Source organism: Achromobacter sp. MYb9, assembly GCF_002975275.1.
Lineage (GTDB): Bacteria > Pseudomonadota > Gammaproteobacteria > Burkholderiales > Burkholderiaceae_B > Achromobacter.
In genome coordinates, this window is record NZ_PCOQ01000005.1 from 54,981 (window position 1) to 80,756 (window position 25,776).

22 protein-coding genes are annotated in these 25,776 nt (G+C 62.4%); 11 read left to right on the top strand and 11 right to left on the bottom strand.

Translation table 11 applies throughout. From position 1 onward, the window contains the following. The first annotated feature begins 44 nt into the window (after window positions 1–44). Both CQ050_RS10015 and CQ050_RS10020 read left to right on the top strand, forming a co-directional pair. Complete coding sequence (locus CQ050_RS10015; protein ID WP_158266043.1) at window positions 45–692, top strand: TetR/AcrR family transcriptional regulator; 648 nt, start codon at window positions 45–47, stop codon at window positions 690–692. A 6-nt stretch (window positions 693–698) separates the two neighbouring features. Next, a complete protein-coding gene (locus tag CQ050_RS10020) occupies window positions 699–1,715 on the top strand; it encodes a cyclopropane-fatty-acyl-phospholipid synthase family protein (RefSeq protein WP_105556680.1) in 1,017 nt (338 codons plus the stop codon). On the opposite strand, the gene CQ050_RS31070 is transcribed toward CQ050_RS10020, so the two are convergent. Then, window positions 1,712–1,939, bottom strand: coding sequence for a LysR substrate-binding domain-containing protein (locus CQ050_RS31070; RefSeq protein WP_233213933.1), 228 nt, complete (start codon window positions 1,937–1,939; stop codon window positions 1,712–1,714). The genes CQ050_RS10020 and CQ050_RS31070 overlap by 4 nt on opposite strands. Here CQ050_RS31070 and CQ050_RS10030 point away from each other — a divergent pair. Continuing rightward, window positions 1,931–2,641 (top strand): SDR family NAD(P)-dependent oxidoreductase, encoded by a 711-nt coding sequence (locus tag CQ050_RS10030; protein WP_233213934.1) that lies wholly within the window; start codon window positions 1,931–1,933, stop codon window positions 2,639–2,641. The two genes, CQ050_RS31070 and CQ050_RS10030, sit on opposite strands and share 9 nt — an antisense overlap. 49 nt (window positions 2,642–2,690) lie before the next feature. After that, entirely contained in the window at window positions 2,691–2,924 is a 234-nt protein-coding gene (locus CQ050_RS10035) for a 4-oxalocrotonate tautomerase family protein (protein ID WP_105556681.1), read from the top strand. A 7-nt stretch (window positions 2,925–2,931) separates the two neighbouring features. Here CQ050_RS10035 and CQ050_RS10040 read toward each other — a convergent pair whose 3' ends face one another. Next, complete coding sequence (locus CQ050_RS10040; protein WP_233213935.1) at window positions 2,932–3,999, bottom strand: MBL fold metallo-hydrolase; 1,068 nt, start codon at window positions 3,997–3,999, stop codon at window positions 2,932–2,934. Between the two features lie 152 nt (window positions 4,000–4,151). Here CQ050_RS10040 and CQ050_RS10045 point away from each other — a divergent pair, with 152 nt between their 5' ends. Next, window positions 4,152–4,769 (top strand): TetR/AcrR family transcriptional regulator, encoded by a 618-nt coding sequence (locus tag CQ050_RS10045; protein WP_105556682.1) that lies wholly within the window; start codon window positions 4,152–4,154, stop codon window positions 4,767–4,769. Window positions 4,770–4,860: 91 nt separating this feature from the next. On the opposite strand, the gene CQ050_RS10050 is transcribed toward CQ050_RS10045, so the two are convergent. After that, window positions 4,861–6,471 (bottom strand): NAD(P)/FAD-dependent oxidoreductase, encoded by a 1,611-nt coding sequence (locus CQ050_RS10050; RefSeq protein ID WP_105556683.1) that lies wholly within the window; start codon window positions 6,469–6,471, stop codon window positions 4,861–4,863. A 354-nt stretch (window positions 6,472–6,825) separates the two neighbouring features. Here CQ050_RS10050 and CQ050_RS10055 point away from each other — a divergent pair, with 354 nt between their 5' ends. The 5 genes from CQ050_RS10055 to CQ050_RS10075 all read left to right on the top strand — a co-directional run bounded on the left by CQ050_RS10055 (window position 6,826) and on the right by CQ050_RS10075 (window position 12,987). Next, window positions 6,826–7,404 (top strand): fimbrial protein, encoded by a 579-nt coding sequence (locus CQ050_RS10055; RefSeq protein ID WP_158266044.1) that lies wholly within the window; start codon window positions 6,826–6,828, stop codon window positions 7,402–7,404. A gap of 30 nt (window positions 7,405–7,434) precedes the next feature. Further along, window positions 7,435–8,169, top strand: a complete 735-nt coding sequence (locus tag CQ050_RS10060) for a fimbria/pilus periplasmic chaperone (protein WP_105556685.1) — start codon at window positions 7,435–7,437, stop codon at window positions 8,167–8,169. 63 nt (window positions 8,170–8,232) lie between these two features. Beyond that, entirely contained in the window at window positions 8,233–10,905 is a 2,673-nt protein-coding gene (locus tag CQ050_RS10065) for a fimbria/pilus outer membrane usher protein (protein WP_233213937.1), read from the top strand. After that, window positions 10,902–11,669 (top strand): molecular chaperone, encoded by a 768-nt coding sequence (locus CQ050_RS10070; protein ID WP_105556687.1) that lies wholly within the window; start codon window positions 10,902–10,904, stop codon window positions 11,667–11,669. Before CQ050_RS10065 ends, CQ050_RS10070 begins: the two co-directional genes overlap by 4 nt. Window positions 11,670–12,144: 475 nt before the next feature. Then, entirely contained in the window at window positions 12,145–12,987 is an 843-nt protein-coding gene (locus tag CQ050_RS10075; protein WP_146121017.1) for a fimbrial protein, read from the top strand. 110 nt (window positions 12,988–13,097) lie between these two features. Here CQ050_RS10075 and CQ050_RS10080 read toward each other — a convergent pair whose 3' ends face one another. Together CQ050_RS10080 and CQ050_RS10085 are read right to left on the bottom strand one after the other, a co-directional pair. Next, window positions 13,098–16,391, bottom strand: coding sequence for a GLUG motif-containing protein (locus CQ050_RS10080; RefSeq protein WP_146121018.1), 3,294 nt, complete (start codon window positions 16,389–16,391; stop codon window positions 13,098–13,100). Between the two features lie 9 nt (window positions 16,392–16,400). Continuing rightward, window positions 16,401–18,065 (bottom strand): ShlB/FhaC/HecB family hemolysin secretion/activation protein, encoded by a 1,665-nt coding sequence (locus CQ050_RS10085; RefSeq protein WP_233213938.1) that lies wholly within the window; start codon window positions 18,063–18,065, stop codon window positions 16,401–16,403. Between the two features lie 574 nt (window positions 18,066–18,639). Between CQ050_RS10085 and CQ050_RS10090 the strand changes: the two genes are divergently transcribed. Continuing rightward, a complete protein-coding gene (locus CQ050_RS10090; RefSeq protein WP_105556690.1) occupies window positions 18,640–19,326 on the top strand; it encodes a response regulator in 687 nt (228 codons plus the stop codon). A gap of 52 nt (window positions 19,327–19,378) precedes the next feature. Here CQ050_RS10090 and CQ050_RS10095 read toward each other — a convergent pair whose 3' ends face one another. The 6 genes from CQ050_RS10095 to CQ050_RS10120 all read right to left on the bottom strand — a co-directional run bounded on the left by CQ050_RS10095 (window position 19,379) and on the right by CQ050_RS10120 (window position 25,701). After that, a complete protein-coding gene (locus CQ050_RS10095) occupies window positions 19,379–20,179 on the bottom strand; it encodes an APH(3')-II family aminoglycoside O-phosphotransferase (protein ID WP_105556691.1) in 801 nt (266 codons plus the stop codon). A gap of 72 nt (window positions 20,180–20,251) precedes the next feature. After that, entirely contained in the window at window positions 20,252–21,106 is an 855-nt protein-coding gene (locus tag CQ050_RS10100) for a class I fructose-bisphosphate aldolase (protein WP_105556692.1), read from the bottom strand. Window positions 21,107–21,126: 20 nt separating this feature from the next. Next, window positions 21,127–22,107: an aldo/keto reductase gene (locus CQ050_RS10105; protein WP_105556693.1), complete on the bottom strand. Its 981-nt coding sequence runs from the start codon at window positions 22,105–22,107 to the stop codon at window positions 21,127–21,129. Beyond that, window positions 22,104–23,144, bottom strand: a complete 1,041-nt coding sequence (locus CQ050_RS10110; RefSeq protein WP_105556694.1) for an ABC transporter permease — start codon at window positions 23,142–23,144, stop codon at window positions 22,104–22,106. The genes CQ050_RS10105 and CQ050_RS10110 overlap by 4 nt, the downstream gene beginning before the upstream one ends. Next, on the bottom strand, window positions 23,144–24,664 hold the full coding sequence (locus CQ050_RS10115) for a sugar ABC transporter ATP-binding protein (RefSeq protein ID WP_105556695.1): 1,521 nt from the start codon (window positions 24,662–24,664) through the stop codon (window positions 23,144–23,146). Before CQ050_RS10115 ends, CQ050_RS10110 begins: the two co-directional genes overlap by 1 nt. Continuing rightward, window positions 24,661–25,701, bottom strand: coding sequence for a substrate-binding domain-containing protein (locus CQ050_RS10120; protein ID WP_105556891.1), 1,041 nt, complete (start codon window positions 25,699–25,701; stop codon window positions 24,661–24,663). Before CQ050_RS10120 ends, CQ050_RS10115 begins: the two co-directional genes overlap by 4 nt. Window positions 25,702–25,776: the final 75 nt, after the last annotated feature.

Below are 25,776 nucleotides of genomic sequence, written 5' to 3' on the forward strand. Positions count from 1 at the left end.
TGAACATTGTCTAAGATTGGACAATGTTCAATAAGGTGTCTGTCGTGTCTGATCGAGCCCTGCGTAAACAGCAACAAACCCGCGACCATCTGGCTCAGGCGGCAATCGGGCTGTTCGACCAGAACGGCTATGCCGCCACGACCATGGACCAGATCTCGACGGCGGCGGACGTCGCTCGGGGAACCCTCTACAACCATTTCGCGGACAAGGACGCGATCGTGGCGTATTGGGTAGACACCCAGCTTGCGCAGGGCATCCCGCAGTTGCTGCACCACGTCATGACGCTATCGTCGTTCGAAGAACGGGTGACAGGCGTATTCGAGGCGTCGGCCCAATGGTGGCAAGGCCACTGGGTTTATATCGCTCCCTATCTCAGGCATCGATTCCAACAGGTACAGAGCAACGACGCGGCATCTGGCTCCGACATGCTTGCCGTATACGAACGGTTGATTGCCGACGCGCAGGACGCACAAGAGATTATCGCGACCACGCCCGCGCCCCAGTTGGCGCGCTATTTGCATTTTTTGTATCTCGGCGCAGTGATGCACGCGCTGGGCAATGCCGGCGTCTCGCTGTCGCATGAACTCAAGCAGGCGGCCGCGTTTTTCCTGGCGGGCTGTCGTGCGCCATCCGCCATCCCGACGCATGCGGACCAGCCCGCACGGCGCCATCCATCCAAGACCAAGGCCTGATCGATCATGTCGCTAAGACCGCTATTGCAGATGCTGTGGAATGGGCAACTTTTTCCAGCCTTGGCCACCAATGCGCTGTACAAACCGTTCTACAAACTGACCTTTCTGGCGGCGCTGAAAACGTCCGGGCTGATGGAAAAACTCGCCCAAGGACCTGTCCCATTTCAGCAATTGGCCGGTGCCGGCGCAGCCGATGGCAAAGCGGTCGAGGCCTTGCAGGCCTGGCTGCGGATGGGATGCCGGTTAGGGTTGTTGGAACTGGGGCGCGATGGCTACAAGCTGAAACGGCTGGCCAGGAAATTGGCGCGGCCTGAAAACGATGCCGCTTTGGCGTTGGCCCAAGAGGCGGCAAGCATGCATCACCGCTTGATCACCGAAACGCCCGCGAAGCTTCGCGACGGCAAGCTGTGGGACCTGGACAATCAGGACGGCGAGTTGACCGCCCGGTCATCCCGCGCGCTAGAGCCGTTTTTGGTCGAAGCCATCACGCGCTTCATGCCGCGAAATGCGCCGTGCAGTCTGCTGGAAGTGGGTTGCGGTTCGGCGGTCTACATTCGGCATGCTGCCCGCCATAACCCCAGACTAACGGCGACGGGGCTGGAATTACAGCCACGGGTGGCGCAGGTCGCGCAAGAGAACATCACTGCATGGGGCCTGCAAGACCGCGTCACCATCGCCACGGGCGACATCCGCCACATGGAAGCCGGGCAGGCCTTTGACTGGGTCACGCTGTACAACAATATCTACTACTTTCCAGTGGATGAGCGCGTGGCGCTCCTGGCCAGGATCAGGCAATTGCTCAAGCCACACGGCGCGTTGCTATTGGCGACCTGCTGCCAGGGCGGCAACCCCGGCATGGAAGCGCTGAATCTGTGGGGCGCGTCCAATCGGCATGGCGGGCGGCTGCCGGGTGTTGATGAAATGCAGCAACAACTGCGCGAGGCCGGCTATTCCCATGTGGAGACGATGCGGCTGATTCCCGGTGACTGCTTTTTCGCCTTCCGCGCCGCAGTCCAGGCCTAGGCCTCGAACAACGCCCGCTCATCGTCGAATACCTGGATCAGGTAGTCGACGACGGCGCGGATCGGCAGGTCCTTGCGGTCTTGCCGCCGAGTCAGCAGCATGATCTCGCGCGGTGGCGGGGCTTGTTCCAGCTTGCAGGGCGCAAGACCTGGCGTCGTGCGTCCGATGTAATGAGGCAGCAGCGCAATGCCGACGCCCGATTGGGCGGCCGTGGCTTGAGCCACTTGGTTATTGGCTCGAAATGCCACACGCGATCTTGGAAAATGCCGAGCCAGCCACGCCGCTTCCGGCAGATACGCGTTGGCCTCGTCGAACCCTACGAACACCGGCGCGGCGCCTTCTTCGATCCGTCCGCAAAGCGTCGGCTCGCCGTAGAAACCAAACCGGCGACGGGAAGGGAGGTGGTCGCGCAGGCGCTGGCCCGCTTCGGGCGCGTGGACACGCTGATCAACAATGCGGGCATTTTCATTGCCAGTGCATTCACGAACTACACCGGGCAGCAGTATCAGGACATGCTGTCCACCAACTTGAATGGCTTCTTCCATACGACGCAACCCGAGGTGGAAGCAATGCTCGAGCAGGGCGGCGGCCATATCGTGCAGATCACCACGACATTGGTGGACCATGCGAATTCGAACGTGCCATCGGTGCTGGCTTCATTGGCCAAGGGGGGGCTGGCCGCTGCAACGCGCAGTTTGGCGATCGAGTATGCGTCCCGCAATATCCGCGTGAACGCCGTGTCGCCGGGCATCATCAAGACGCCCATGCACGCAGCGGAAACGCACGGCGCGTTGGCGGCATTGCACCCCATGAAGCGATTGGGCGAGGTCGCCGATGTGACGCAGGCGGTACTCTATCTGGAGGACGCCGGTTTCGTGACGGGCGAGATCCTGCATGTCGACGGCGGACAGGTGGCAGGCGTCTGATCGTCTGGTCGGTAACCCTTATGGCGCAGGCCGAAAATGGAGCATTGAGATGCCTTACGTAAACATCAAAGTCACCCGAGAAGGAACGGAACCCGGTGCGACGGCGACCACGCCGGAGCAGAAGCGGGCGCTGATCAAAGGCGTCAGCGACCTGTTGTTTGACGTCCTGGGAAAGCCACATGCATCAACCTTCGTCGTCATTGACGAGGTCGATATGGAGAACTGGGGCGTTGGCGGCGTCACCGTGCCTGAATATCGGGCAAAGCACGCCAAGCCCGACTAGGCGCGCTTCACCGAGCCGCCGCGGCAACCGCGGAAATCGCTTGGGACTGCGATTTCCGCCACCATGCCTCACCCGCGTGGGGCGTACTCAGATCCACGCGCTCGCCCATTTCCGGCGTGGTCAACGACACGCCCTTTAAGGCGGCCAGTTCCGCGACGCGTTCGAAAGGCTCCTGCCAGGCATGCATTGCCAAGTCGAACGTGCCGTTATGAATCGGCAGCAACCATTGGCCGCGCAGGTCCAAATGCGCCTGCAGCGTCTGTTCCGGCTGCATATGCACGTAGGCCCAGCGCTTGTCGTAGGCGCCGGTTTCCATCAGCGTCAGGTCGAACGGGCCAAAGGCGTCGCCGATGGCCTTGAATCCGTCGAAATACCCGGTATCGCCGCTGAAGAACACGCGCAGGTCGGCGTCTTGAATGACCCATGACGCCCACAGGCTGCGGTCGCTGTCGGTCAAGCCTCGGCCCGAGAAGTGCTGGGCGGGGGTGGCCGTCAGCCGCAATCCCTCAACCTCGGTCGACTGCCACCAGTCCAGTTGTTCCACTTGTTTCGCGTCAATGCCCCAGGCGATCAATTGATCGCCAACGCCTAGCGGCGTGATGAAGCGGCCGGTCTTGGCGGCCAGTTGCATGACGGCGGCATGGTCAAGGTGATCGTAATGGTTGTGGGACAAGATGATCCCGGCAATCGGTGGCAGATCTTCGATGGCGATGGGGGGCGCATGAAAGCGCGCGGGGCCCGCCCATTGCACGGGTGACGCGCGTTTGGAGAAAACCGGGTCGGTCAGCCAGTACTTGCCGCGCAGCTTCAAAAGTACGGTGGAATGGCCAAGTCGATACAGGCTGCGGTCGGGGGCGGCTTCAAGTTGGGCGCGATCCAGGGCGCGCACCGGAATCGGTTGGTCGGGCACGGTGCCGGTCGGCTTGTCGAACAGGAAAGCCCAGGTCAGTTTCAGTCCCTGCCAAAAGCCCATTGACGGGCGCGGCGATACATTGGCGAAGCGCCCGTCTCGGTGCTGGGGCGAATCCGGATAGCTGGGTGGGGTGCAATGGACGTAGGCAGTAGTGGCGGTCACGGCAAGAATTCCAGGCAGGAGGAGGGCAAGGGCAAAGACGTGGAGACGCTTCATGGAAGCCATCAAAAATGTAGACTGCACAGTGTAGTTTTGTTTGGGTAAAAAGTACACCGCGCGGTGTAAAATTAGATTTCTTTGTCTTGGGCCCCGCCATGTCGACTTCGTCACAACGCCTGACTGATCGCAAACGCGAGGCCATCATGCGCGCGGCGGTCGATGAATTCCGCACGGCGGGATACGAGGCCACCAGCATGGACCGCATTGCTGCCGCTGCGGGGGTGTCCAAGCGCACCGTCTACAACCATTTCCCCAGCAAAGACGCGCTGTTTGGGCAGATGCTCGAGCAGTTGTGGGATAGCAGCGCGGACAGCGTCGATATGGCCTATCGCACCGACGTGCCGTTGGATCAGCAACTGAAGCAGCTGCTGAAGCAGAAGCTGGAATTGCTGAGCGATCCGAGCTTCATCGATCTGGCGCGCGTGGCGTTGGCCGAGATCATTCATTCTCCCGAGCGGGCGCAGCGCATCGTGTGCCGCATGGGGGAAAAGGAAAGCGGCGTAACCGTCTGGATCCAGGCGGCCATCGCGGACGGGCGTCTCATCGAAGTCGATCCCGACTTTGCTGGCCATCAGTTGCAGGGGCTTGTGAAGAGCTTCGCGTTTTGGCCGCAAGTCACGTTGGGGCAGCCGCCGTTAAGCCCGGAAGCGCGCAAGCGCGTGGCGGATTCGGCGGTGGCGATGTTCCTGGGCTGCTACGCGCGCGCGCAGTAGGGGCCGCGCACGCAGCGGGTCACTTGGGAGACCCCGCCGAACCGCTGCGTCGCATTGGCAAACCTCAAGGTAAACCTCAAGGCAAGCCGGTCTATCCTTGGCTCATGATGCTCAAGGCCACGGCCTCGGCGATCTTGATGCCATCCACGCCGGCCGACAGGATGCCGCCCGCGTAGCCGGCACCTTCGCCCGCCGGGAACAGGCCTTTGGTGTTAATGCTCTGCAGCGTCTCGTTGTCGCGCTTGATGCGAATCGGTGAAGACGTGCGCGTTTCCACGCCCGTCAGCACGGCGTCGTGCATGCCGTAGCCCTTGATGGTCTTGTCGAAGGCGGGCAGCGCCTCGCGGATGGCAGTGATGGCAAAGTCGGGCAGGGCGGTAGCCAGGTCGGTCAGATGCACGCCCGGCGTGTAGGACGGAAGCACCGAGCCAAACGCCGTCGATGCCTTGCCCGCGATGAAGTCCCCAACCAGCTGGCCCGGCGCGCTGTAATCGCCGCCTCCCAGTTCAAACGCCCGCGATTCCAGGGCGCGCTGAAAGTCCACGCCGGCCAGCACGTGTTCCGGGTAGTCCTGCTCGGGCGAAATCCCCACCACGATGCCCGCGTTGGCATTGCGCTCGTTGCGCGAGTACTGGCTCATGCCATTGGTGACGACACGATTGGGTTCGGAGGTGGCGGCCACCACCGTGCCGCCCGGGCACATGCAGAAGCTATACACCGACCGCCCGTTGCTGGCGTGGTGCACCAGCTTGTAATCCGCGGCGCCCAGAATCGGGTGACCGGCGTTCGGGCCAAAACGTGCCTTGTCGATCAGCGATTGCGGGTGTTCGATCCGGAAGCCGACCGAGAACGGCTTGGCTTCCATGAACACGCCTTGGTCGTGCAGCATCTGGAAGGTGTCGCGCGCGCTATGGCCGATGGCCAATACGACGTGATCGGCTTCGATGTGCTCGCCGTTGGCAAGGGTCACGCCCGTGATCTGGCCGTTTTCGCGCTGCAGGGTTTCCACTTTGCTGGAGAACCGGACTTCACCCCCCAGTTTTGTGATGGTGTCGCGCATGACTTCCACCATGCCCACCAGGCGGAACGTGCCGATGTGCGGCTTGCTGACGTACAGAATTTCTTCCGGGGCGCCGGCCAGCACGAATTCCTTTAGCACCTTTTCGCCGTAGTGCTTCGGGTCTTTGATCTGGCTGTAGAGCTTGCCGTCCGAGAAAGTCCCCGCGCCGCCTTCGCCGAATTGCACGTTCGATTCTGGGTTCAGCACGCGCTTGCGCCACAGGCCCCACGTGTCTTTGGTGCGCTCGCGCACTGCCTTGCCGCGCTCCAGGATGATGGGCTTGAAACCCATCTGCGCCAGCACCAGGCCGGCAAACAGACCACAGGGCCCCGTGCCGATGACGATAGGGCGCTTGGCCAGGTTGCCGGGCGCTTGGGCGACGAACTTGTATTCGGTGTCGGGCGTCGGCTTGACGTGGCGGTCGTCATGAAATCGCTTGAGCAGCGCCGCTTCATTTTCGACGTCGATATCCAGCGTGTAGGTCAGCAGGATATTGTGCTTTTTACGTGCATCGTAGCTGCGCAAAAAGATGGTGAAGCCGTGCAGATCGCTGGCCGGAACACCCAGTTTTTTCAGAATCGCGGCGGGCAATTCCTCGGGGGTATGGTTCAACGGCAGCTTGATTTCAGACAGTCGCAACATGCTTGGGTCCAGATGGATGGGCGATCACAACGTCGCCAAACCGGGAATTGTACTGGACGGCAAGGGGGCGGCGGGGGAACGACCGGGCGCATCCCGCCGGGTGCGGCCGGCGGGATGCGCGCAGAGGAGCCGAGAGGATTCGAACGAATACGACGCGATTTTGCACCGTTTCCTAGGGATCTGATGGGGCCGTATCACTAAAGTAATACCTGTCGATCGCATTTGTTGTGGCGGCAAAAAAAAAGATGGCAAAACGATGCCTGCACTGAATAAGCGGTGCGCGCATGGTGGATGCTTGTTCACTGCAAACCTTTACGGTCGTGGCAGTTAATCCCTCAGTATCAGGAATCAAAAATGAAACGTAGCACTCTCGCATCCTTGTCCGCAGTCGGCGCTTTGGTGGTGGCGTTGGCGCCGGGCGTCTCGCACGCCCAATGGGATGGCCAAGTCAAATTCGTGGGTAAGGTCAGCGACGTCACTTGCCTGATCAATGGCAACGCGCCTGGCATGAACAACATTCTGGAAGTGCCCATGGGTGAACACGCACCCAGCGACTTTACCGGTATTGGTGTCAAAACCTCGCCCGTCTCGTTCGATATCAACTTGACTGCCGGTAGCGGGGCAGCGTGCTCAAGCAGTGCGACCGCCCGCGTCGCCTTTGACAACGATTCTGTCCACGTTGACAAGAGCTCTGGCAACCTGAAGATCTCCAGCTCGGCGCCCGCTCAGGGCGTGCAGATCGAGATCAATGATGCCGGCAACAGCCGCTCGGGCAAGATTCATCTGGGCGCGGCCCAACAGAATCCCCAAGAAGTAGTGCTCACTGCCGCGGGTGGCACCCTGTACTACACGGCCAATTACGTTTCGACCGCAGCGGCCGTCCTGCCGGGCACGGCAAATTCGATTATTCCGTTCATGGTTGCGTACGAATAATCGACGGCTGAGTCAGTAGGGGTATCAATCATGACGCTAGTTGTGCGTAGTGTTTTTTCTGCTGTGGTGGCTGGCGTCATGGCCTGGGCAGCTTGCGCCGGTCCGGCGCAAGCTGCCTTGGTGCTGATGGGAACCCGGGTCGTATATCCGTCCGATGCTAAGGATGTTTCCATCCGGGCACGCAACGAGGGTTCGGAACCCATGCTTACGCAAGTGTGGGTGGACGATGGCAGTGCGGGCATCGCGCCGGCAAATATGGTGGTCCCATTCACGGTGTCGCCGGTTCTGACTCGAATTGACCCGAACTCCAGCGCCCTGATCCGCTTGACCTATACCGGCGGTCAACTGCCGGATGACCGGGAATCCCTGTTCTACCTGAATGTGCTGGAAGCGCCGCCACGCAGCGATTCCACCACGTCGGCGATGTTCACCTTCAGGACTCGTATAAAGATTTTTTTCCGGCCCGCTGCGCTGCGTGATGGCCTGGACGACGCACCCTCCATGCTCGAATGGAAGCTGGTCAGCTCGGGTACAAGTCGGGCGCTAGAAGTCAAAAACCCGACGCCATTTCACGTGTCCATGTCTTCCATCGAATCGGTGGTTGGCGGAAAGCGCACAAGCGTTGGCAAAGGCATGGTCGAGCCCTATGGCACTCAGCGCTTCAAACTGCCCCAGGGCATCGGCGCCGGCAAGATTCGCGTGGACTACGAAGCGATCAACGATTTCGGCGGCCGTCATACGTTGACGCGCGAGTTGACGCGCTAGACCCATCTGGTCGCGATGCTTCAGCGGCCAGACCACTAAAGCATTTGTATCTGGATGGTTGGCATGTACGCTTCACTGCGGGGAAAGACACGTCTTGTGATTGGCCGGAGCAGGGACGAGCATTGTTGCAGTAACACAGCATCGCAACTGAAACCCAGGCGATTGTTCGTAGCGTTGGCCCTGGCTTGCTCTTCCGGAGCCCAGGCCACGGAGCCCACGCGGCACGTCCAGTTTGATCCCCAGGTTCTTATGCCTGGGGTCGGGGGAGACACCATTGACCTTTCCCGCTTTGAGCGCAGTGGCTTTGTTGCGCCAGGGCAGTACCGGCTGGAACTCTACGTCAACGGCAAGTGGCGCGGCACGCAGGATATCGAGTACCGCGGTTCGCAGGCGCTTGGCGGGCAGCCCTGCTACGACGTGGGATTTTTGCAGCGCGCGGGCCTGGATGTTCAGCGCAGCGCCCGCTATGCCGCCGAGCAAGGCCGGGTGCCGCTGGGCGACAACCCGGTTTGCGAGGCGCTGGACCAATTCGTGCCGGGCGTTTTGGTCAAGACTGATTTGGGTGAGCAGCGGCTGTATCTGACCGTGCCGACCTACTACCTGCGTACCGAATTGGCCGACAACTACGTGGATCCAAGCTATTGGGACAGCGGCATCACGTCGGGCAGGCTGAACTACAACGCCAATGCCAACACCGTGGAAAACCGCGGGAATCGCTACACGCGGGCCTATGCAGGTTTGAATGCTGGGCTGAACGTGGGCGCTTGGCGCTTGCGCCACGTGGGTTCATTGACGTGGGGCTCCAGGGGCGCCGGCGCGGACTATCAGCGCGGGCAGACCTATCTCAGTACCGACATCCCGGCATGGCGTTCGCAGCTGCGCATCGGTGAAACCTCCACCAATGGCGATTATTTCGACGCAGTATCGTTTCGCGGGGTGAATGTGAGCAGTGACGAGCGCATGCTTCCACGAAGCCTTCGCAACTACGCGCCGGTGATTCGCGGCACGGCGGCCACCAACGCTTCGGTATCGGTTTATCAGCGCGGATTCCTCATCTACGAGGTCACGGTGCCGCCGGGGCCGTTTGCCATCGACTCTCTACAGGCCGCAGGTTTTGGCGGGGATCTCGAGGTCAAGGTCGTCGAAGCCAATGGCGAGGAGCGCCGATTCATCGTGCCCTTCGCAACGGGCGTGGAGCTCTTGCGTCCGGGGACGATGCGCTATTCGGTCTCGGCGGGTCGCGCGATGTCGTCGGTCAACCGCAGCAGCGGTCAAAACATATTCGAAGGCGTCATCCGGCGAGGCCTTAGCAATATGGTGACCGGCTACGGCGGCCTGGCGGCCAGCGACTATTACGGCGCGGCCATGGGTGGGATGGCGCTCAATACGTCTTTGGGCGCATTTGGCGGCGATGTGACCGTGGCCAGCGCGAACCTGCCGGATCAATCCAGCACTTCCGGTTCCAGCTATCGCTTTGCCTACAGTAAGAACCTTCCAAACAGCGGAACCAACTTTTCGTTGGCGGCCTACCGGTACTCCACCAGCGGCTATGTTGGTTTCAACGAGGCGATCGCCTTGCGCGATGCGGGGCGTGGCAGACACTATGGCGACCTGGGCCGGCCTCGCAATCGTTTCGACCTTAATGTCAGCCAGCGCCTGGGGGCATCCGGGGGAACGCTATACGCCAGCGGAACCGCCACGCAGTACTGGAAGCGCTCTGGCAGCGCCGTGAACTACAGCATGGGGTACTCCAACCAGTGGCGCGATGTGTCCTATTCGTTCAGCGTGCAGCGATCGCAAAGCATATGGCCTGGTAGCTCTGTATACAGGGCGGGCCGTGAAAAGAACACGGTGCTGGCGTTCAACATCTCTTTTCCATTGGGCCGCTCCGCACGTGCGCCTGTGATGAATACGTTCGTCAGTCGCGATAGCCGCGCGGGCACCAACGTGACCACGGGCGTCGGAGGAACCCTGGATCAAGCCGGTGATCTTTCGTATTCCTTGTCCGCTTCCCGAGACACCCGTGCCGGCAACAATTCGGTCAACGGCAACCTGGACTACCGGGCGCCGGTGGCCAGCCTGGGTGCCAGCGTGTCCCAGGGAACGGGCTACCGCCAAGGCACCTTGCGGGCCAACGGAAGCGTGCTGGCGCACCAAGGCGGGCTGACTTTCGCGCCCATGATGGGCGAAACCGTGGGGCTGCTGTATGCGCCGGATGCCGAGGACGCTCGAGTCGGATTCGGGCAAAGCAAGATCGACAGCCGTGGGTATGGCCTGATTTCAAGCCTGTCCCCCTACCAGATCAATACCGTCGAGCTGAACCCGGGAGACATGTCCGATGACGTGGAATTGATGAACAGTTCCCGCACCGTGGCGCCGCGAGCGGGGGCGGTTGTGCTGCTTTCTTATCCCACCCGGCGTGCGCGGCCCGTGCTGATCGACAGCACGCGGCCCGATGGCAGCACGCTTCCGTTTGGCGCGGAAGTATTTGATGTTGCCAGTGGCGAGTCCATCGGAGGGGTGGGCCAAGGCAGCCGCATTGTCATGCGGGCGGCGCAAGACCAGGGTTCGATTCGCGTGGAGTGGGGTAGCAAGCCCGAGCAGCAATGCCAGATCGAGTACGAACTGCCGCAACGCGCCAAAGGCGCCAAACAGGACGGCTTCGACACGCTGCAACAGACCTGCCACCCGGTGCCCGTGCAAGCACAGCCGATGTCTCCGTTGGCGCGCCGATGAGCACATTCAACCGCGTCTTCCCCAAGCGATGGTCGATCGGATGGCCGCTATTGCTTCTGTGTCTGCCGATGGCAGCTGCATGGGCCGACCTGGCCGTCAGCGGCACGCGCTTCGTCTACCGCGAGGGGGAAAAGCACGTCTTGGTTCCTCTTAGCAACACCGGCAAAGCCCCCATTCTTGTGCAGGCCTGGCTAGACCACGATGGCGCTGAAGCGGACCTTAGCCGCCTGCAAGTGCCATTCGTGCTGATGCCCACGCTGTTCAGAATCGACCCCGGCGAACGTAGAGCGTTGCAATTGCGGTATACGGGCGAGGCGCTGCCGCAAGATCAGGAAACGGTCTTGCGGATCAACCTTCGGCATACGCCATCCACCGGCCAGTCAGAGAACAGGCTGCAGGTGGTGTTGAGCTACGTGATGAAGGTGCTGTACCGCCCCAAAGGCCTGTCGGGCACGCCCCAGGATGCGCCAGGGCAGGTGCGATGGACGTACCACCCTGGGACCGCGCAGGCCGCGCCCTACCTGCAGGCCGAGAACCCCACTCCGTTCAGCGTGTCCCTGGCGACCGTGCACATTCGCGGCAGACAGGGATCCACCGAATTGAAGGGCCTGACCCTCATGCCGAAGGCGGTTGAACGGTTTTCCCTTCCCTTGGACACGGCCGCGCCGCCCCCGGCGGGCGACACGCTGGAATTTGAGGCAGTCGACGACCTGGGCCTTGTGGTGCCCGGTACGGCAACGCTGCGCGCCGCACCCCCTCGCTAACGATTTCTATGCGTCCCGGCCCAGCGGGAAAGGGGCGGACGCCACCTCTTGGAGTACATCAGCGATGAAATCTGTCTCAATACTTCCTCGCCTTGGACGGCACGGCCGGCAATTGGGCTTGGGCGCCGTGCTTATTGCGGCTTCGGTAGGAGCGGCGCAGGCTCAACCCCGCGATTACTACCTACGCACTTGCTCGCTATTCCAATTTTCCGCCAGCCCGGTCGGGGGGGCGACCCCTTGGGTCAAGACAGGCCTGGACACGTCCACGGTTGACAACGTGATCGCCACGCGCACGTTGAGCCTGAGCTCCGAGGGGACTTTCGTGCGTCGAGACGACACGGGGGCCAAGCCCAAAATGCTCATCGGTGGAAGGTGGTCGGGAGGGCCTCCGTATGCGGGTGCCCTTGTTCCCACCAACGTGAAAGGGTTGGGCATTCGCGTCAAGAAAGGCTCCGCCGTGGTCAAGGCAGAGCGAATGGATGATTTTTTGACGCTGTATACCGCCAGGATCACGTCCTCGCTCCCGCCGTTGGTAGTAGTGGGCAACAAAGAGCAATATGGCACTTCGATCGAGATAGAGCTGGTGGTGATAGGGGATGTGGCGCCAGGCACACACACTGTGACGGGTCTGGATCCCGGGTGGAGCAGCACCGTGTTTGAAGCCGTGACGCTGCAGCGGCCCGAGGCATTGGCACCGGACGTGGGTGCACATTTGGTTGCGCCCCTTGACGATGGACCCGTGCCGCCGGGAGGGGGCGTCCAGTGCTACCAGCGCCTGGAATACGACGTCTCGGATATGTTGACCCTTGAGGGTGGGGGACCGGTTATCGAGGCCACGTGTACGGTGGACGCCAAATTCACAGGCGCGGGGTTCACGCTGCCGATGACCACCCACCGCGTCAGCGATTTTCCGAACGATGGAGATGTTGGCCGGCAGGTTCCCTTCAGTGTGTCGGTAAATAGTTGCGCGGCCGGGGCCAAACCCAGGATTGCGTTCAATGCGCAATACGGCTTGGTGCCGGGCGCCTCGGGTAGCGTCCTACAGCTCAAAGACGCGGGTCACGTGGGAGTCGCAAAGAATCTTGGCATTATCCTTACCCGGGCTGGTCAATCTTCTGCGTTAAGTATTGGTGATGGCCCTGGCACCGTCGGCACCAGATACGATTTTGACAACATTCCTGCCTCGGGCGTTGCTGCCAATGCCATGGCTGAGATCGCCTTGGAAGCCCGTTACAAGCGGGTAGATCAGTCCGGCGTGCGCGGTGTCCAGCCCGGTGCCGCCATTAGCCAAGTCAATTTCAAGATTTTCTATGATTGAAGACTGGACGCATACCGGCTGAGCGGTAAGCGCAACTTGGCCGCCGCGTTGTCGCGGCGGCCAAAGCGTTCATGCCGGCGCAACCGCGCCGGCCGGTCAACCCGCCTTTGTCACCAAGACATATCGATCATGCCGTAGTTGGCGCCCGCCAGCGGTACCTGGCTAGCAGATGCAGACACGGTGTTGCCCAGCATCGCGCCAGCGTTGACCCCCACAAGCGCCCCGAAGGTTTGGCTTTGGCCGGGGGCGAAGTCTACCTGGGTGGATGTTTGGGAATAGGTGGCTTGGCCTTCGTTCAAACCGACCAGCCCGCCCATTGTCATGCCATACCCCCAATAAGAAGACCAGCCCGATTGCGCGCCTGTGACGCGGCCGGCGGCGGAAGAGTAGTCGATTATGCCTCGCAGCAGATTGTGGCCCACCAGGCCCCCGACGGTGGCGTAAGAGTCGCCCGCCACGATGCCGCTGGCGTATCCGGCCGTTATCGTTCCCGAGTTTTGCCCCACCAATCCACCTGCCACGCTGTAACTACCGGCTTGCACCGTGCTGGCCGAGCTAGAACCCGAAATGCGTCCGCGGTTCTCTCCTACCAGACCGCCTATCGTGGCGTACTCGCCCGCGCGGACATCGGCGACGCTTGAGACACCATACTCAATGGTGCCGCCGTTGGCCCCTACAAGGCCCCCGATGCGGGTGCCCGAGTTGGGGTAATAGGCGTTGACCGTGGCGCTGCTGGCCACGCCGTTCTGGATCAGGCTACCGTCGCCGTTGTAGCCCACCAGGCCGCCGATGTTGCCGGCATTCCAGTTATCTTCGACGCCGTCGCCACTGGCCTGAACATTGCGCAAAGTGCCGTTGTGGTTGGCGCCGACCAACCCGCCTGTGTTTGCGCCGTTGTAGTTGTCGACCTTGCCGGAGGCTGTGGAGTCTGAAACGGTGCCACCGGTATTCAGGCCAATCAATCCGCCGATGGTGCTGTTTGTAGTGCCCACGACTTGGCCGCTGCTATGGCCTTGGGTGATAACGCCGCTGTTGATGCCGACCAAGCCACCCGCATTGTTGGCGTTCGACGCGGACACCATTCCCGAACTGTTGACGTTGTCGAGCTTACCGCTGTTGTGGTTCACCCCCACCAGCCCGCCGATATTGCGCTTGGCGCTGTAGGAAACGACCGACGATGTACTGCCCGAATTTTGGATGACGCCGCCGTTGTTGGCGCCAGCCAGCCCCCCCATTCCGCCCAGGTCGTTAGTCAGCAGGTTTCCGCTGACCGTGCCGGACGTATGGCTGTCGAGGATGGTGGCCAGGGAGGACAAGCTTGCCTGGTTGATACCGACCAATCCGCCCAGGGTGTGGGTTGCCGAACCACTGTAGACCTCCCCCGCGAACGTCGAATTACTGATGGTGCCGCCGTCGTTGGTGCCGACCAGGCCGCCCGTGACGTTGAAACGATAATTGTCGCCATAGACGGTGGTGGCGGAGACGCGCACGTTGTCGATCAGGCCGGCGTTGCGGCCAGCCAGGGTACCCACGGACAGGGGCATGGCGCCGGCGTTGGATGAATTGACGGTCATGGAGGTCAGGGCCAGATTGCGAATAATGCCGGCCGAGGACGAAAATAATCCGACGTTGCCGCCACCATTGACCACATTGAAGCCGGTCAGTGTGTGGCCCAGGCCGTCGAAGGAACCGTTGAAGGTGGCGTAGGCGCCACCGATCGACTGGAACATGTCCGTGCCGTGCAAATCCACGCCCAACACGTAGCGACCGTTAAGGTTGCGGTTGACGGCTTGCAGATCTTGCTGATTCTGGATGATGTTGTGAGGGATGTCGTTCGACAGGAAAACGGTGCCGTCCCCGTTCAAGGTGATGTTGGCCTGGGATCCGCCCAAGAAATAATTGGCGGATGCCGGGTTTGAGGCGCTTGGACCGGTGCCGTTAGCGGCAGTGGTGGTGTTCAACGCAAGGCGGTTGCCACTGCCGCTTAACTGGATCTGGTCGTTGATCTGGATGCGATCGTTCGCCTTGAGGAGCAGCGCGCTTCCCGTGCCGTTCGTTGCCACGGTGCTGTTCAGAACCGTCTTGCCCGAGGCGCCGTGTTGCGCGTTCAGCGTCAGGCTGTTGCCGCTGCTCCAGTTGACGGGCGCGTTGACCTCCACGTCGCCGGCAGTGCTGGCCAGTTCGAGGTTGTTATCGGCCAGGTTGCGGTTCAGCGTGTTGGCGTGAATCGTCGCGTCGACGATGGCGGGGGTGTCTTTTTCGACCTTGACTTCGCTAGCGGCGATCTTGACGTTGCCGGTATAGCCATTGATGGCGCGGGTATCGAAGGTGGTGCCCAGGCGCACACGAACACGCTGACCGGAGGCTTCAATGGCGCCGCCGTTGCCAGGGCCGGTGAACGCATTCGCGGTGAGCCGGCCGGCCACGTCCACGACGCCTCGAGCGCCCCCGTCCAGCACGATTTTGCCAGAGGTGTTGTTCAGCATGTTGGCTTCGATGATGCCGGTATTGTTGACGACCGTCGTCAAGGGCGAGGCATTTGCGTGCCTGGCCTTTAGCAAGACTTGCCCGTCGCTGGCCTGGATCATCCCCGCATTCTGCGCCAGGGCCTGGGTGGACGCGGCATTGACTTCCAGCTTGAGCAGGCCGCTTCCCATGCGGACGGTGAAGCGGTCTCCCGCGCCCAGGGCGACCGTGCCGCCATTGGCGCGGATCATGCCGCTGTTGAGAGCGCGCGCGCCCAGAAACACCACGTCACCGCCCTGGGCGGTGATCCGCGCGCCGTTGTTCTCGACGAAGTTCGTCCCACCGCCTTCGAAAACGAATTCGCCGTTGGTGTTGTTGTAGAAAAGATCGGGGTTGACCGATCGTGTCGAGGCCACCAGCCCGCCCACGTTCACCCGAGCTGCGCCGTTGAAGACAATGCCCTGGGGATTGACGATGAACACCTTGCCGCCCGCGTTGAGGCTGCCATTGATGAAGGAGCGGTCATTACCCGAAACATAGTTCAGCGCCATGTCGCTAGCGCGCTGGTTGAAGGTGAGCCGTTCGCCGTGGCCGACACCAAAGCTGTCCCATTTGATGACGGCCTTGGATGTGGTCTGGCCGACGACCATATCCTGGCCGATGGTCTGGATGTTGGCCGTGCCATGGGTGACGACGCCGCCGGTGGGCAGCGCGTGCGCCGCCGGCATCAATGCCGTCAGGCCGAGCGCGACTGCTGCCATGACGCCGGCGCGCACCCCGGAGCAACTGGACTTGCCGCGTTGCTTGGCGGATTCGCCAGCGACGCTCCAGCATCCCTTCGATTCGTTCCACACCACGGTATAGGACTTGTTCATATCTTCCTTTCTTGCAATTGACGCACGGAAGAAGTTCCGTGCTGGGTTGAAAAACGCGTACACGCGTCGGGGTCAGAAAAGACGGGTAGCCTGGAACCACAAGCGCGGTTCGCGTTTGGGGCCTTCTTGTCGATAGTTGTTCTGCTCCAGCGGCCATGCCGCGGTCAGCGTGATCTGGTGCTGGCGGCCGGTCTGGATCAGGCTCACGCCCGTGGCCGACAGATGCTGGCTGTTGCGGCCGCCGATCCACGGGCGCTTGTTGAGCCGCACGGCTCCCTTGTCCACGAAGGCAGCCAGTTGCAGGCCGGGAAGCGGCAGGTAGCGCAGGTCCAGACTGCCTTGCCAGCCTTCGTCGCCGCTGGCGGCGCCGTTGGGAAAGGCGCGTACGCCGAACGGGCCGCCCAGGCTGAACTTCTCGGAGCTGTCCAGGTTCTTCGATGCCAGCTGGCCGTTGAATTGCGCGGACAGCATGAAAGGGCCCGGCAGGTTTTGCAGCCGCAGCAAGGTGATGTTGGCCTTGCCGAACCGGCCGGCCGCGCGGCTGTACAGGCGGTCGCCCTGGCGGCTGATGGCGTCGCGCAGCTGCAGCGAACCGATACCGTAGGACAGGTACATCGCGCTACGGCCGCCGCCCCAAAGGCCATCGTCGCGGCTGCCGTTCAGGGACGCCGTCCACAGGCCGACATGCTTGCGGTTGACGACTTCAAACAAATCCATGGCGTCGCGCATGGTTTTGTCGTCATACTGCAGCTGGGCCTGCAGCGTGAGGTTGCGGCTGCGCAAGAGCGGCTGCTGCACGAACAGGCTGACGATCGAGGCCTTGCCGTGCGCTTCCAAGAGGTCGAAGTCCCGGCCTAGCTGATAGCGCATGTTGGAGACGCTGGCGCCGAGTCGCGTCAAGCTGGATCCGACCGGCACCTGGTAAGCCGCGCGGTAGTAGCGCTGCTTCTTGTCGCTGCTCAGCAGCCGCAGGTTCAACTGATCGCCCAGACGCAACGGGCTGTTGATATCCAGCGTGCCGGCCAGGCGGAACTCGCCGGTGTAGTAGCCGCCGAAGTTGTCGACGTCAAGGCTGCCGGCCGCTAAGGGGCCAGGCTCGGCATCGATGAACAATTCCGTTGAGCCGGGCGTCTTGCCGGGCCGCAGTGTGCCTTGGACCTGGATGCCGGGGATATCATTCACGAGCATCAGGCGGCTGTCCAACGCTTCGAGGTGGACTGCGTCGCCTTGGCGCAAAGCCGAGAGCGCCCGGAGCAGGACCGAGTCGCTGACGCGGGTCTGGTTGTTGAGCGTCACGTCGTCGTAGACGCCTTCTTGGATGGCGATCTGAACCACGCCGTCGACGATTTCTTGTGGGGGCAGGTAGGCGCGGGCCAGCAGATAGCCATGGCCTTGATAGAACGTGGTGATGCGGTCGGTGGCGGCGCGCAAGCCATCAAGGCTTTGTTCTGTGCCGGGCAGGTCCGCCAGCAGTTGCAGGAGTTCCGTATCATCGAAAACCCGATTGCCGCGGAGTTGAAATTTGCTGACCGGCACGCCGGGGCCTTCGGACAGGCCGGTGGCCGAGGGCAAGGAGGACGGGGCGGTTACGTCGAGGCTCGGCTGCGAAGCCGAAGGCGTGAAGGCGGGAAGTGTTGACTCAAGCTCTCTGAGCGCCCGGCCGGCGTCGGGGGTTTGGGCGAAGGTAGCGATCGGCGGGAGCGCCAGCAGCAGGCTGACCGTCAGTCGCCAGCGCAAGCCAGCGGTGGGGGAATATGGCGGCAGGGTGTAAGCACGGCCAGGACGAATCCCCCGGCGTATTGCCGTCATTGCATTGTGGAATATCACTTGGTTCTACCCGCTGTGTGCAGCGGCCCTTTATTGATTTTGTTGTCATCGTCGTGAGCCGCTCAGGAGCGCGTTTGCCCTGAGTGCGTGATGCCCGGTGAGCGCATGGGACACAATGCAGGGCTCGGCTTTTTTTCGGGCGTCGGGCGTGTCGCGAGGCCGTCGCCACGAAGAACGACTATAGGTTTTTGTAGGACTAAGAGAACTAGGAAAAATACGAAATTGAAGGGATAGTTATTCGAAACTGAGTTCGTTTAATTAATGGCCTGACTGATAATTTTTATAAAAATGAATGGATTGGTCTCGCTTTTGTCGTAAAGTGGACGAAGTTTGCCCATTCCGCGGCGAATCCGTAGTGTGGAACTGGTCCTGTTTTTAGTATGTGTTGCCGGTTCGGTCGCTGTGTCCCAATATTCTGAAGGCGTGGCTCTCGTCTACAATAAATTCGAACGATTGGGTTCCTCCCTTGATATGGAAGAGTGTGTTGGCGTCTGAAACCGATATATATGTCGCGCTTGTCGATGATCACCCCGCAGTGTCGCTGGGTGTGGTGTCGGTACTAAGCGAGAGACCCGAGTTCGTGATGGTGGGACAAGCCACGGACTCAACGGGCCTGGTGGCTTTACTGAACGAAAATCCGTGTGATGTGCTGATTTCCGACTTCTCGATGCCGGGAGGGAAATACGGCGACGGCCTGGCGCTTGTGGCTTATCTGGAACGCAGCTATCCGACGCTGCGTACCGTTATTTACACCATGTTCGATAGCCCGATACTGGTATGGGCGATGGTGCGCCAGAATGTCCTGGGAATCGTCAGTAAATGCGATTCCCCCAGCCATTTGATTAGTGCGGTGCGGGCGGTCCATGCTGGGCGGCAGTATTATTCGCCAGTTATAAAAGAACTGTTGCTGAATAATATGCAGATGGGCGGAGAAAGTCGCCTGACGCCACGCGAGGCAGAAGTGGTTCGATTATTCTGCGCAGGCGGCACCATTACCCATATTGCCGAGATGGTGCATCGGAGCGTGCAAACGATCAGCACCCAGAAGCGCAGCGCAATGAGAAAATTGGGCGTGACAACAGATGCCGATTTAATCCGCCATGTGCTGGGCAATGGGGTACATACGTCCATGGACATGGCCAGCGCGATAGGCCTGCGGCCACCAGGCTAACGCTGGGCGGGCTCGCCGCCCGAGTTGTGGCCGGCATTGGCCTATTTGCGCGCTAGAAGAATTCGTCCAGCAGGCAATAGAAGTTGATGCGCTGCGTATCGGGCGCAATGCCATATTCGCGAAAAAAGGCGGCAACCCATTCCTTGCCGACATTGCGGGCAATGCTTCGCGCCGCCAGCGCCAGGTCTTGAAAGCGGTCGGCGATGCCCAGACGGCCGCAATCGATGAACCCCGTGAACTGGTGGCCGTCGATCATGAGGTTGGGAAGGCAGGCGTCGCCGTGCGTCACTACCAGATCGTGCGCCGGGGGGCGGCTTGATAGCAGTTCGGCCAACACCTGGTTGGCCGATTGCCCCAGCCGTTCATCGTCGAAATCCGCTTCGTCGACAAGTCCGGCGTGGACGTGGCGCTGCGCTTGCGCAATCCGCGCTTCCAGCCGGTGGTCGAACGGGCAGGCTGCAATGGGCAAGCGGTGCAAGTCGCGCAATGCCGTCGCCAACACGCCGATGACTTGCGCGGGAGGCAGGGCGGCGCTGGCCAGGTCGGCACCGCGAAGCGCCGTCATCAGAAGCCAGTGGCGGCCGCCTTCCATCGCGGTGTCAACTACGTGGGGGGCAGGTTGGCCAACCTGCTGCAGCCAGCGAAGCCGGTCGATCTCGTCCGGCAGCTCGCTTTCCGCACCCGCAAGTTCCGACTTCAGAAAAAGATCAGGCTGCTTGGGGCGCCGCACGCGGAACACGTCCGCGCGGGATTCGCCGATGGATTGCGGTTCCAGGGATGCGTGGGCGAAGTCTTCGCGCCATTTGGCGGGAAGGGCGATGCTGTGGCTTTCCGTTGCGTTGGACGATTCCATTGGCTTACCGATTCACGTGGGGGCTCAGGAGCGAGCTTCGACATGATAATCAGGCTGGGCCAACGCGTGGCGTTACCCATGGCGGGATTCGCTTTCGTATTGCTGCCATGCTTCGCGCGCGCTGGCGCCCTGGTGGATCATCGCCATCAGTGCGCGCACAACCGCCGAGGGGGAAGCGTGCTGGTAGACGTTGCGTCCGTACACGAGGCCCACCGCGCCTTGGTCCAGCAGTTCCCATGACCGACCGAAGACGCGTTGCAGGTCTTCGCGGCCGCCTCCCCGCACCAACACCGGGCAACGCGCCGCCTGGACCACGCGATGGAAGTCGCGGGTTTCGGTGGTGGGGTCGGCCTTGATGATGTCGGCGCCCATTTCGCGCGCCAGGCGGACCAGCGTCACGATTTTTTCGGCGTCGCCGTCCACCATGTAGCCGCCGCGGGCGGAGTGGGGCGCCATGACGAGCGGTTCGATCATCAGCGGCATGCCATAACGGTCGCAGTCGGCGCGCACGCGTGCGATGTTCGAGACGCATTGGCGGAAAAGGTCGGGTTCGTCGGGCAGCATGAACAGGTTGACGACGACGCAGGCGGCGTCCATCTGCACGGCCGGCAATACCGGATCTTGCGTGTTCTGCAATACGGCCCACATCACGCGGTGCGTGGTGGCGTTGTAGGGGTTGCCCATGTCCAGGCGCATGACCAACGCGGGTTTATCGCGCCCCGGGCGTTGCTGTAGCAGACCGGCCTGGCCGTAATTGAGCTGGATGGCGTCGGGGCGCGCCGCTACCAGTTGATCCATGACGGCGGGCATGTCCTCCAGGCCGTCGAGGAATCCGGGTTCGTTGCAGACGCCGTGGTCGACGGCGATGTCCAGGCAGCGGCCGGCGGTTAGCAGGCGGTTCAGGCGCGCTTCTTTGTTATGCGTCATGAAGAGGTTTCCTTGTCCTTTCAGTCCAGCGTTTCAAGATGGAGGGCGGCGGCCGTGTCGATGGCGGCAAGGGCGGTCGGGTCCAGCGTGAGGTTCGCGGCACGGGCGTTTTGAATCGCTTGCGCCGGCGTGCGGGCGCCGCACAAGGCGGTGCTGACGCCACCGTTGCGCGTGGTCCAGGCGATCATCAGTTGCGCGTAAGAGCAATCCAGGCGCTGCCGCAACGGCGCCAATGCGTCAAAGAAGGCTTTCAGCTTTGCGCGGTTGGCGGCGGAGAAGCGCGGATTGCCGGCGCGCTGGTCGTCGCCGGTGAATTGCCGGCTGGGGTCGATCGGGCCGGCCAAGAGGCCAAGCGCCAGCGAGGAGTAGCCAAGCGAGGCCACGCCGTGTTCCTGGCACGGAGGCAGCAGCGTGGACTCGATGTCGCGGTCGATCAGGCTGTAGCGTTCCTGGATGGCGTCCACCGGGCCGTGGCGCAGGTATTCGGCCAGCGTTTCGGGCGTGGCGTTGCTGATGCCAATGGCGCGGATCTTGCCCTGGCGCTTCAGGTCCAGCAGCGCGCCCATGGTTTCCGCGACGGGGGTGCCGCTGTCCTGCCAATGCGTGATGTAAAGGTCGATGTAGTCGGTTTGCAGGCGGCCCAGGCTCTGTTCCACTTCATGGAAGATGGACGCGCGCCCCAGGTGGCGGTGCACCGGTTTGCCGTCTTCGTCGAAGAAGTGCGTGCCCTGTTGCGTGTGCCATACCAGCCCGCACTTGGTCGCGATGACGGCCTGATGCCGGCGCCCTTGCAGGGCGGTGCCGACCAGGCGTTCGGCGTGCCCCAGGCCGTAGGCGGGCGCGGTGTCGATCAGGCGCACGCCGGTGTCCACGGACGCGCGGATGGCGTCGATGGCTGCCGCATCGTCGCCGCCGCCCCACATCCATCCGCCCATGGCCCAGGTGCCCAGGCCGACGGTTTCGCATTCGATGCCGGACGCGCCCAGTGTTGTGATGTTCATCGGTGTCCTTTCTTGACGTTCATAAGATGGTCGACGGTGACGGCGGCCAGCAGGATCAGGCCTTTGACCACGTCCTGCCAGTAGGGCGAGACATCCAGCAGGATCAGGGAACTGGTCACGACCGACAGCAGGGCCAGCCCCAGCACGGCGCCCAGGACCGTGCCGGAGCCGCCCTTCAAGCTGGCGCCGCCGATCACCACGGCGGCGATCACGTTCAGTTCCATGCCCATGCCGAAGGTGGGCGTGGCGGCGCCGAAGCGGGCGGTGTAGACCACGCCCGCCAGCCCCGCCAGCGTTGAACACAGCACGGTGACCCAGAATTTCACGCGGCCCGTGCGGATGCCGGAATACAGCGCGGCCTTTTCGTTGCTGCCGGTGTAGAACACTTTGCGCAGCAGCGCGGCGCGGCGCAGGGCGAAGTCGCTGACGATGACGATGGCGGCGAAGATGAGGATGACGGCGGGGATGCCGCCAATGACGCCCTGGCCGATGAACTTGAACTGCGCGGGCAACGAAAACAGCGACTGCGGCGTGCCTTGCGTGATGGCCAGCGACAAGCCGCGCACGATCACCATGAAAGCCAGCGACGCGATGAAATGGCTGAGCCCGATGCGCGTCACGCACAGGCCGATCAGCGCGCCCACGACGCCGCTTGCCGCGATGGCCGCCAGGCTGGCGGTCCACGGGTCGACGCCCATCAGGAACAGCTTGCCGGTGATTACCATGGCCATGCAGACGACCGAGCCCACCGATAGGTCGATGCCGCCCACGATCACCAGCAGGGTCATGCCAACCACGACAATGCCCTCGATGGAGAACGACAGCAGCATCGCGCGGATGTTCTCCCAGGTCAGGAAGTGTGGCGACGCGAAGCTCATGCCGATGGCAAGCAGCGCGATGATCAGCAGCAGGCCGGCCTCGCGCATGCTGGCCAACCGGTGCCGCAACGGTAGCCCGGTGGCGGGGCGCGCAGCGGCCAGGCCGCCGTCGGGCGCCAGGACGGCGTCGGTCGCGGAGGAAGGTTTGAGTTCGGACATCAGATCGTCTCCTGGGCGCTGAGGCCAGAGGCCAGCCTCAGCAGCCGTTCTTCGGTCATTTCGCTGGCGGCCAGTTCGCCGGCCAGCCGGCCGTCGCGGATCACCAGCGCGCGGTCGCACAGGCCGATGATTTCCGGCAGTTCGGACGAGATCACGATCACGCCCACGCCCTGGCTGGCCAGGTCGCGCAAGATGTGGTGGATCTCGGATTTGGCGCCGACGTCCACGCCGCGTGTGGGTTCGTCCATCAGCAGCACGGCGGGATGCGTCGCCAGCAGCTTGGCGATCGCTACCTTCTGCTGATTGCCCCCCGACAGGCTGGCGGCGTCGATGGCCACGCCGTTGGACTTGAGTTTGAGCCGGGCGCCCAGCTCGGTGGCCAGACCCCGTTCGGCGCGCCTGCGCAGCAGGCCGAAGCGCGAACTGATACGCGCCAGCGCCATGGAAGATATGTTCTGCTCGATGGGCAGTTCCAGAAATAGTCCGGCGGCCTTGCGGTCTTCGCTGAGGTAGGCGATGCCATGGCGCAGGGCGTCGCCATAGCGGCGTATGCGCAGGGGTTTGCCGCGTAGCCGCACCTTGCCGCGGCGCGCGCGCCGCAGGCCGCACAAGGTCTCGGCCAGTTCGCTGCGCCCCGCGCCCATCAGGCCGGAGATGCCCAGGATCTCGCCGCGTTTCAGCGTGAAGGAGACCCCGTGCACGCATAGGCCGTCGGCGATGCCGTCGACCTCCAGCAAGGGCGTGGCGTCTTCGTCCGCTGCCTGTTTTGGCGGGTAGTAGCAGCCCAGGTCGCGCCCGACCATGCTGCGCACCAGCGCATCGGGCGTCAGGCCGGAAAGCGGGGCGCAGAGTACGTCGCGGCCATCGCGCAGGACGGTGACGCGGTCGCAGTGCTGGAAGATCTCGGCCATGCGGTGGCTGATGTAGATGATGCCGATGCCTTGCGCTTTCAGGTCATGCAGCACGCGGAATAGGGCGGCCGATTCGACCTCGGTCAGCGCCGCCGTGGGTTCGTCCAGGATCAGGACTTTGCAATCCAGCGTCAGCGCCTTCGCGATTTCGACCAGTTGCTGGCTGGAGATGCCGAGGTCGTCCACGCGCAGACCCGGATCGATCTGCTGGCCCAGTCGCGCCAGCGCCTGGGTTGCGCGCGTGTTCAAGCTGGCGAAGTCCATCCAGGCGCGGGGCCGGGTGGCGATTTCGGGCATGAAGATGTTCTCGGCGACCGTGGCGTCGCCGCACAGCGCGATTTCCTGGTGGACCAGGCCGATGCCCAGCCGCATGGCGTGGGCGGGGCCGTCGATGACTACGCGTTCGCCATTCAAGCGGATATCGCCTTCGTCTGGCGCGTGGATGCCGTCGATGATCTTCATCAGCGTCGACTTGCCGGCGCCGTTCTCGCCGCACAGGGCGTGGATTTCGCCCCGCTGCAGCGAGAAATGCACGCCGGCCAGCGCGCGCGAGGCCCCGAAACGCTTGGCGATGCCGTGCAGTTCCAGCAGGGGCGGTTGCGCGGTCATTCGTTGATGCCCTTGGTGCCGCGGCGCGCCAGGTATTTGTCCCAGTAGAAATCGTCGGCATTGGCTTTGCTGACGATGGACAGGCCGTTGTCCAGGAAGGGCACGGCCATCGGGTTGGTGCCGTTGCGCTTGGCGTCGTTCATGGGGTCGATCAATTGCTGGTTGCGCGCCAGAAACAGCAGCATCATGCCCATATAGCCCTGCACGCCCTGGTTCGGATTGACGGACCCGTAGACTTCGCCCGACTTGATCATGTCCAGGATCTTGGCGTTCACATCGCAGCACAGCACCTTGATGTTCTTCTTGGTCTCGATGCTGGCCTGCGCCGCACCCAGCGCGGAGTTGGCTTCCGGCATGAACAGCGCGGCCAGGCCCGGATTGGCCTGCGCCAGGCTCAAGGTGGCTTGATACGCCTTGTTGGGATCCTGGTTGCTGGCCGCGCGGCCCACCAGCTTCATGCCCGGGTGCTTGGTCTTCATGCGGTTGATGAAGGCCGCGATGCGGCGGTCATGGTTGTCTTGCCCCGGATTCTCCAGCACGGCGTAATCGCCTTTGCCGTTCAATGCGGCAGCGATCGCATCGGCGGCCTGCGCGCCTTCGCGTTCGTTGTCGGACGTGACGAACGACACCCGCTTGGAATTGGGGGAGTCGGCGGCGAAGGTGACCACGGGAATGCCCATCGCCGCGGCGCGGTTGATGGGTTCAATGAACGGATCGGGGTTCATCGGATGCAGCAGAATGCCAGCGGGCTTGCGGGCAAGCTCCTGTTCGAACGACGCCAACTGTTTGTTGACGTCGTACTCGGGCGTGCCCGAGTAGCGCGTTTTGACGCCTAGCGTCTGGCCAAGCTGCTTCATCATTTCATAGACCGGGAACCAGTACTCCACCCCGGACACCATGACGTTCATGACATAGACGTCGGTGGTGGCGCCTTTCAGGCCCGTGCCCGGCGAGGCCGTCGCGCTTTGCGCAAAGGCATTGGCTCCTGCCAGGCTGGCGCCCGCAGCGGCTACGGTCTTCAAGAAATCTCTTCTCATGTTGCGCTCCTTTTCCTCGCATTGATCCATTGCCTGTTGGCGTGGATACCCGGTGGTGGGCCTGAATTGGCTCAA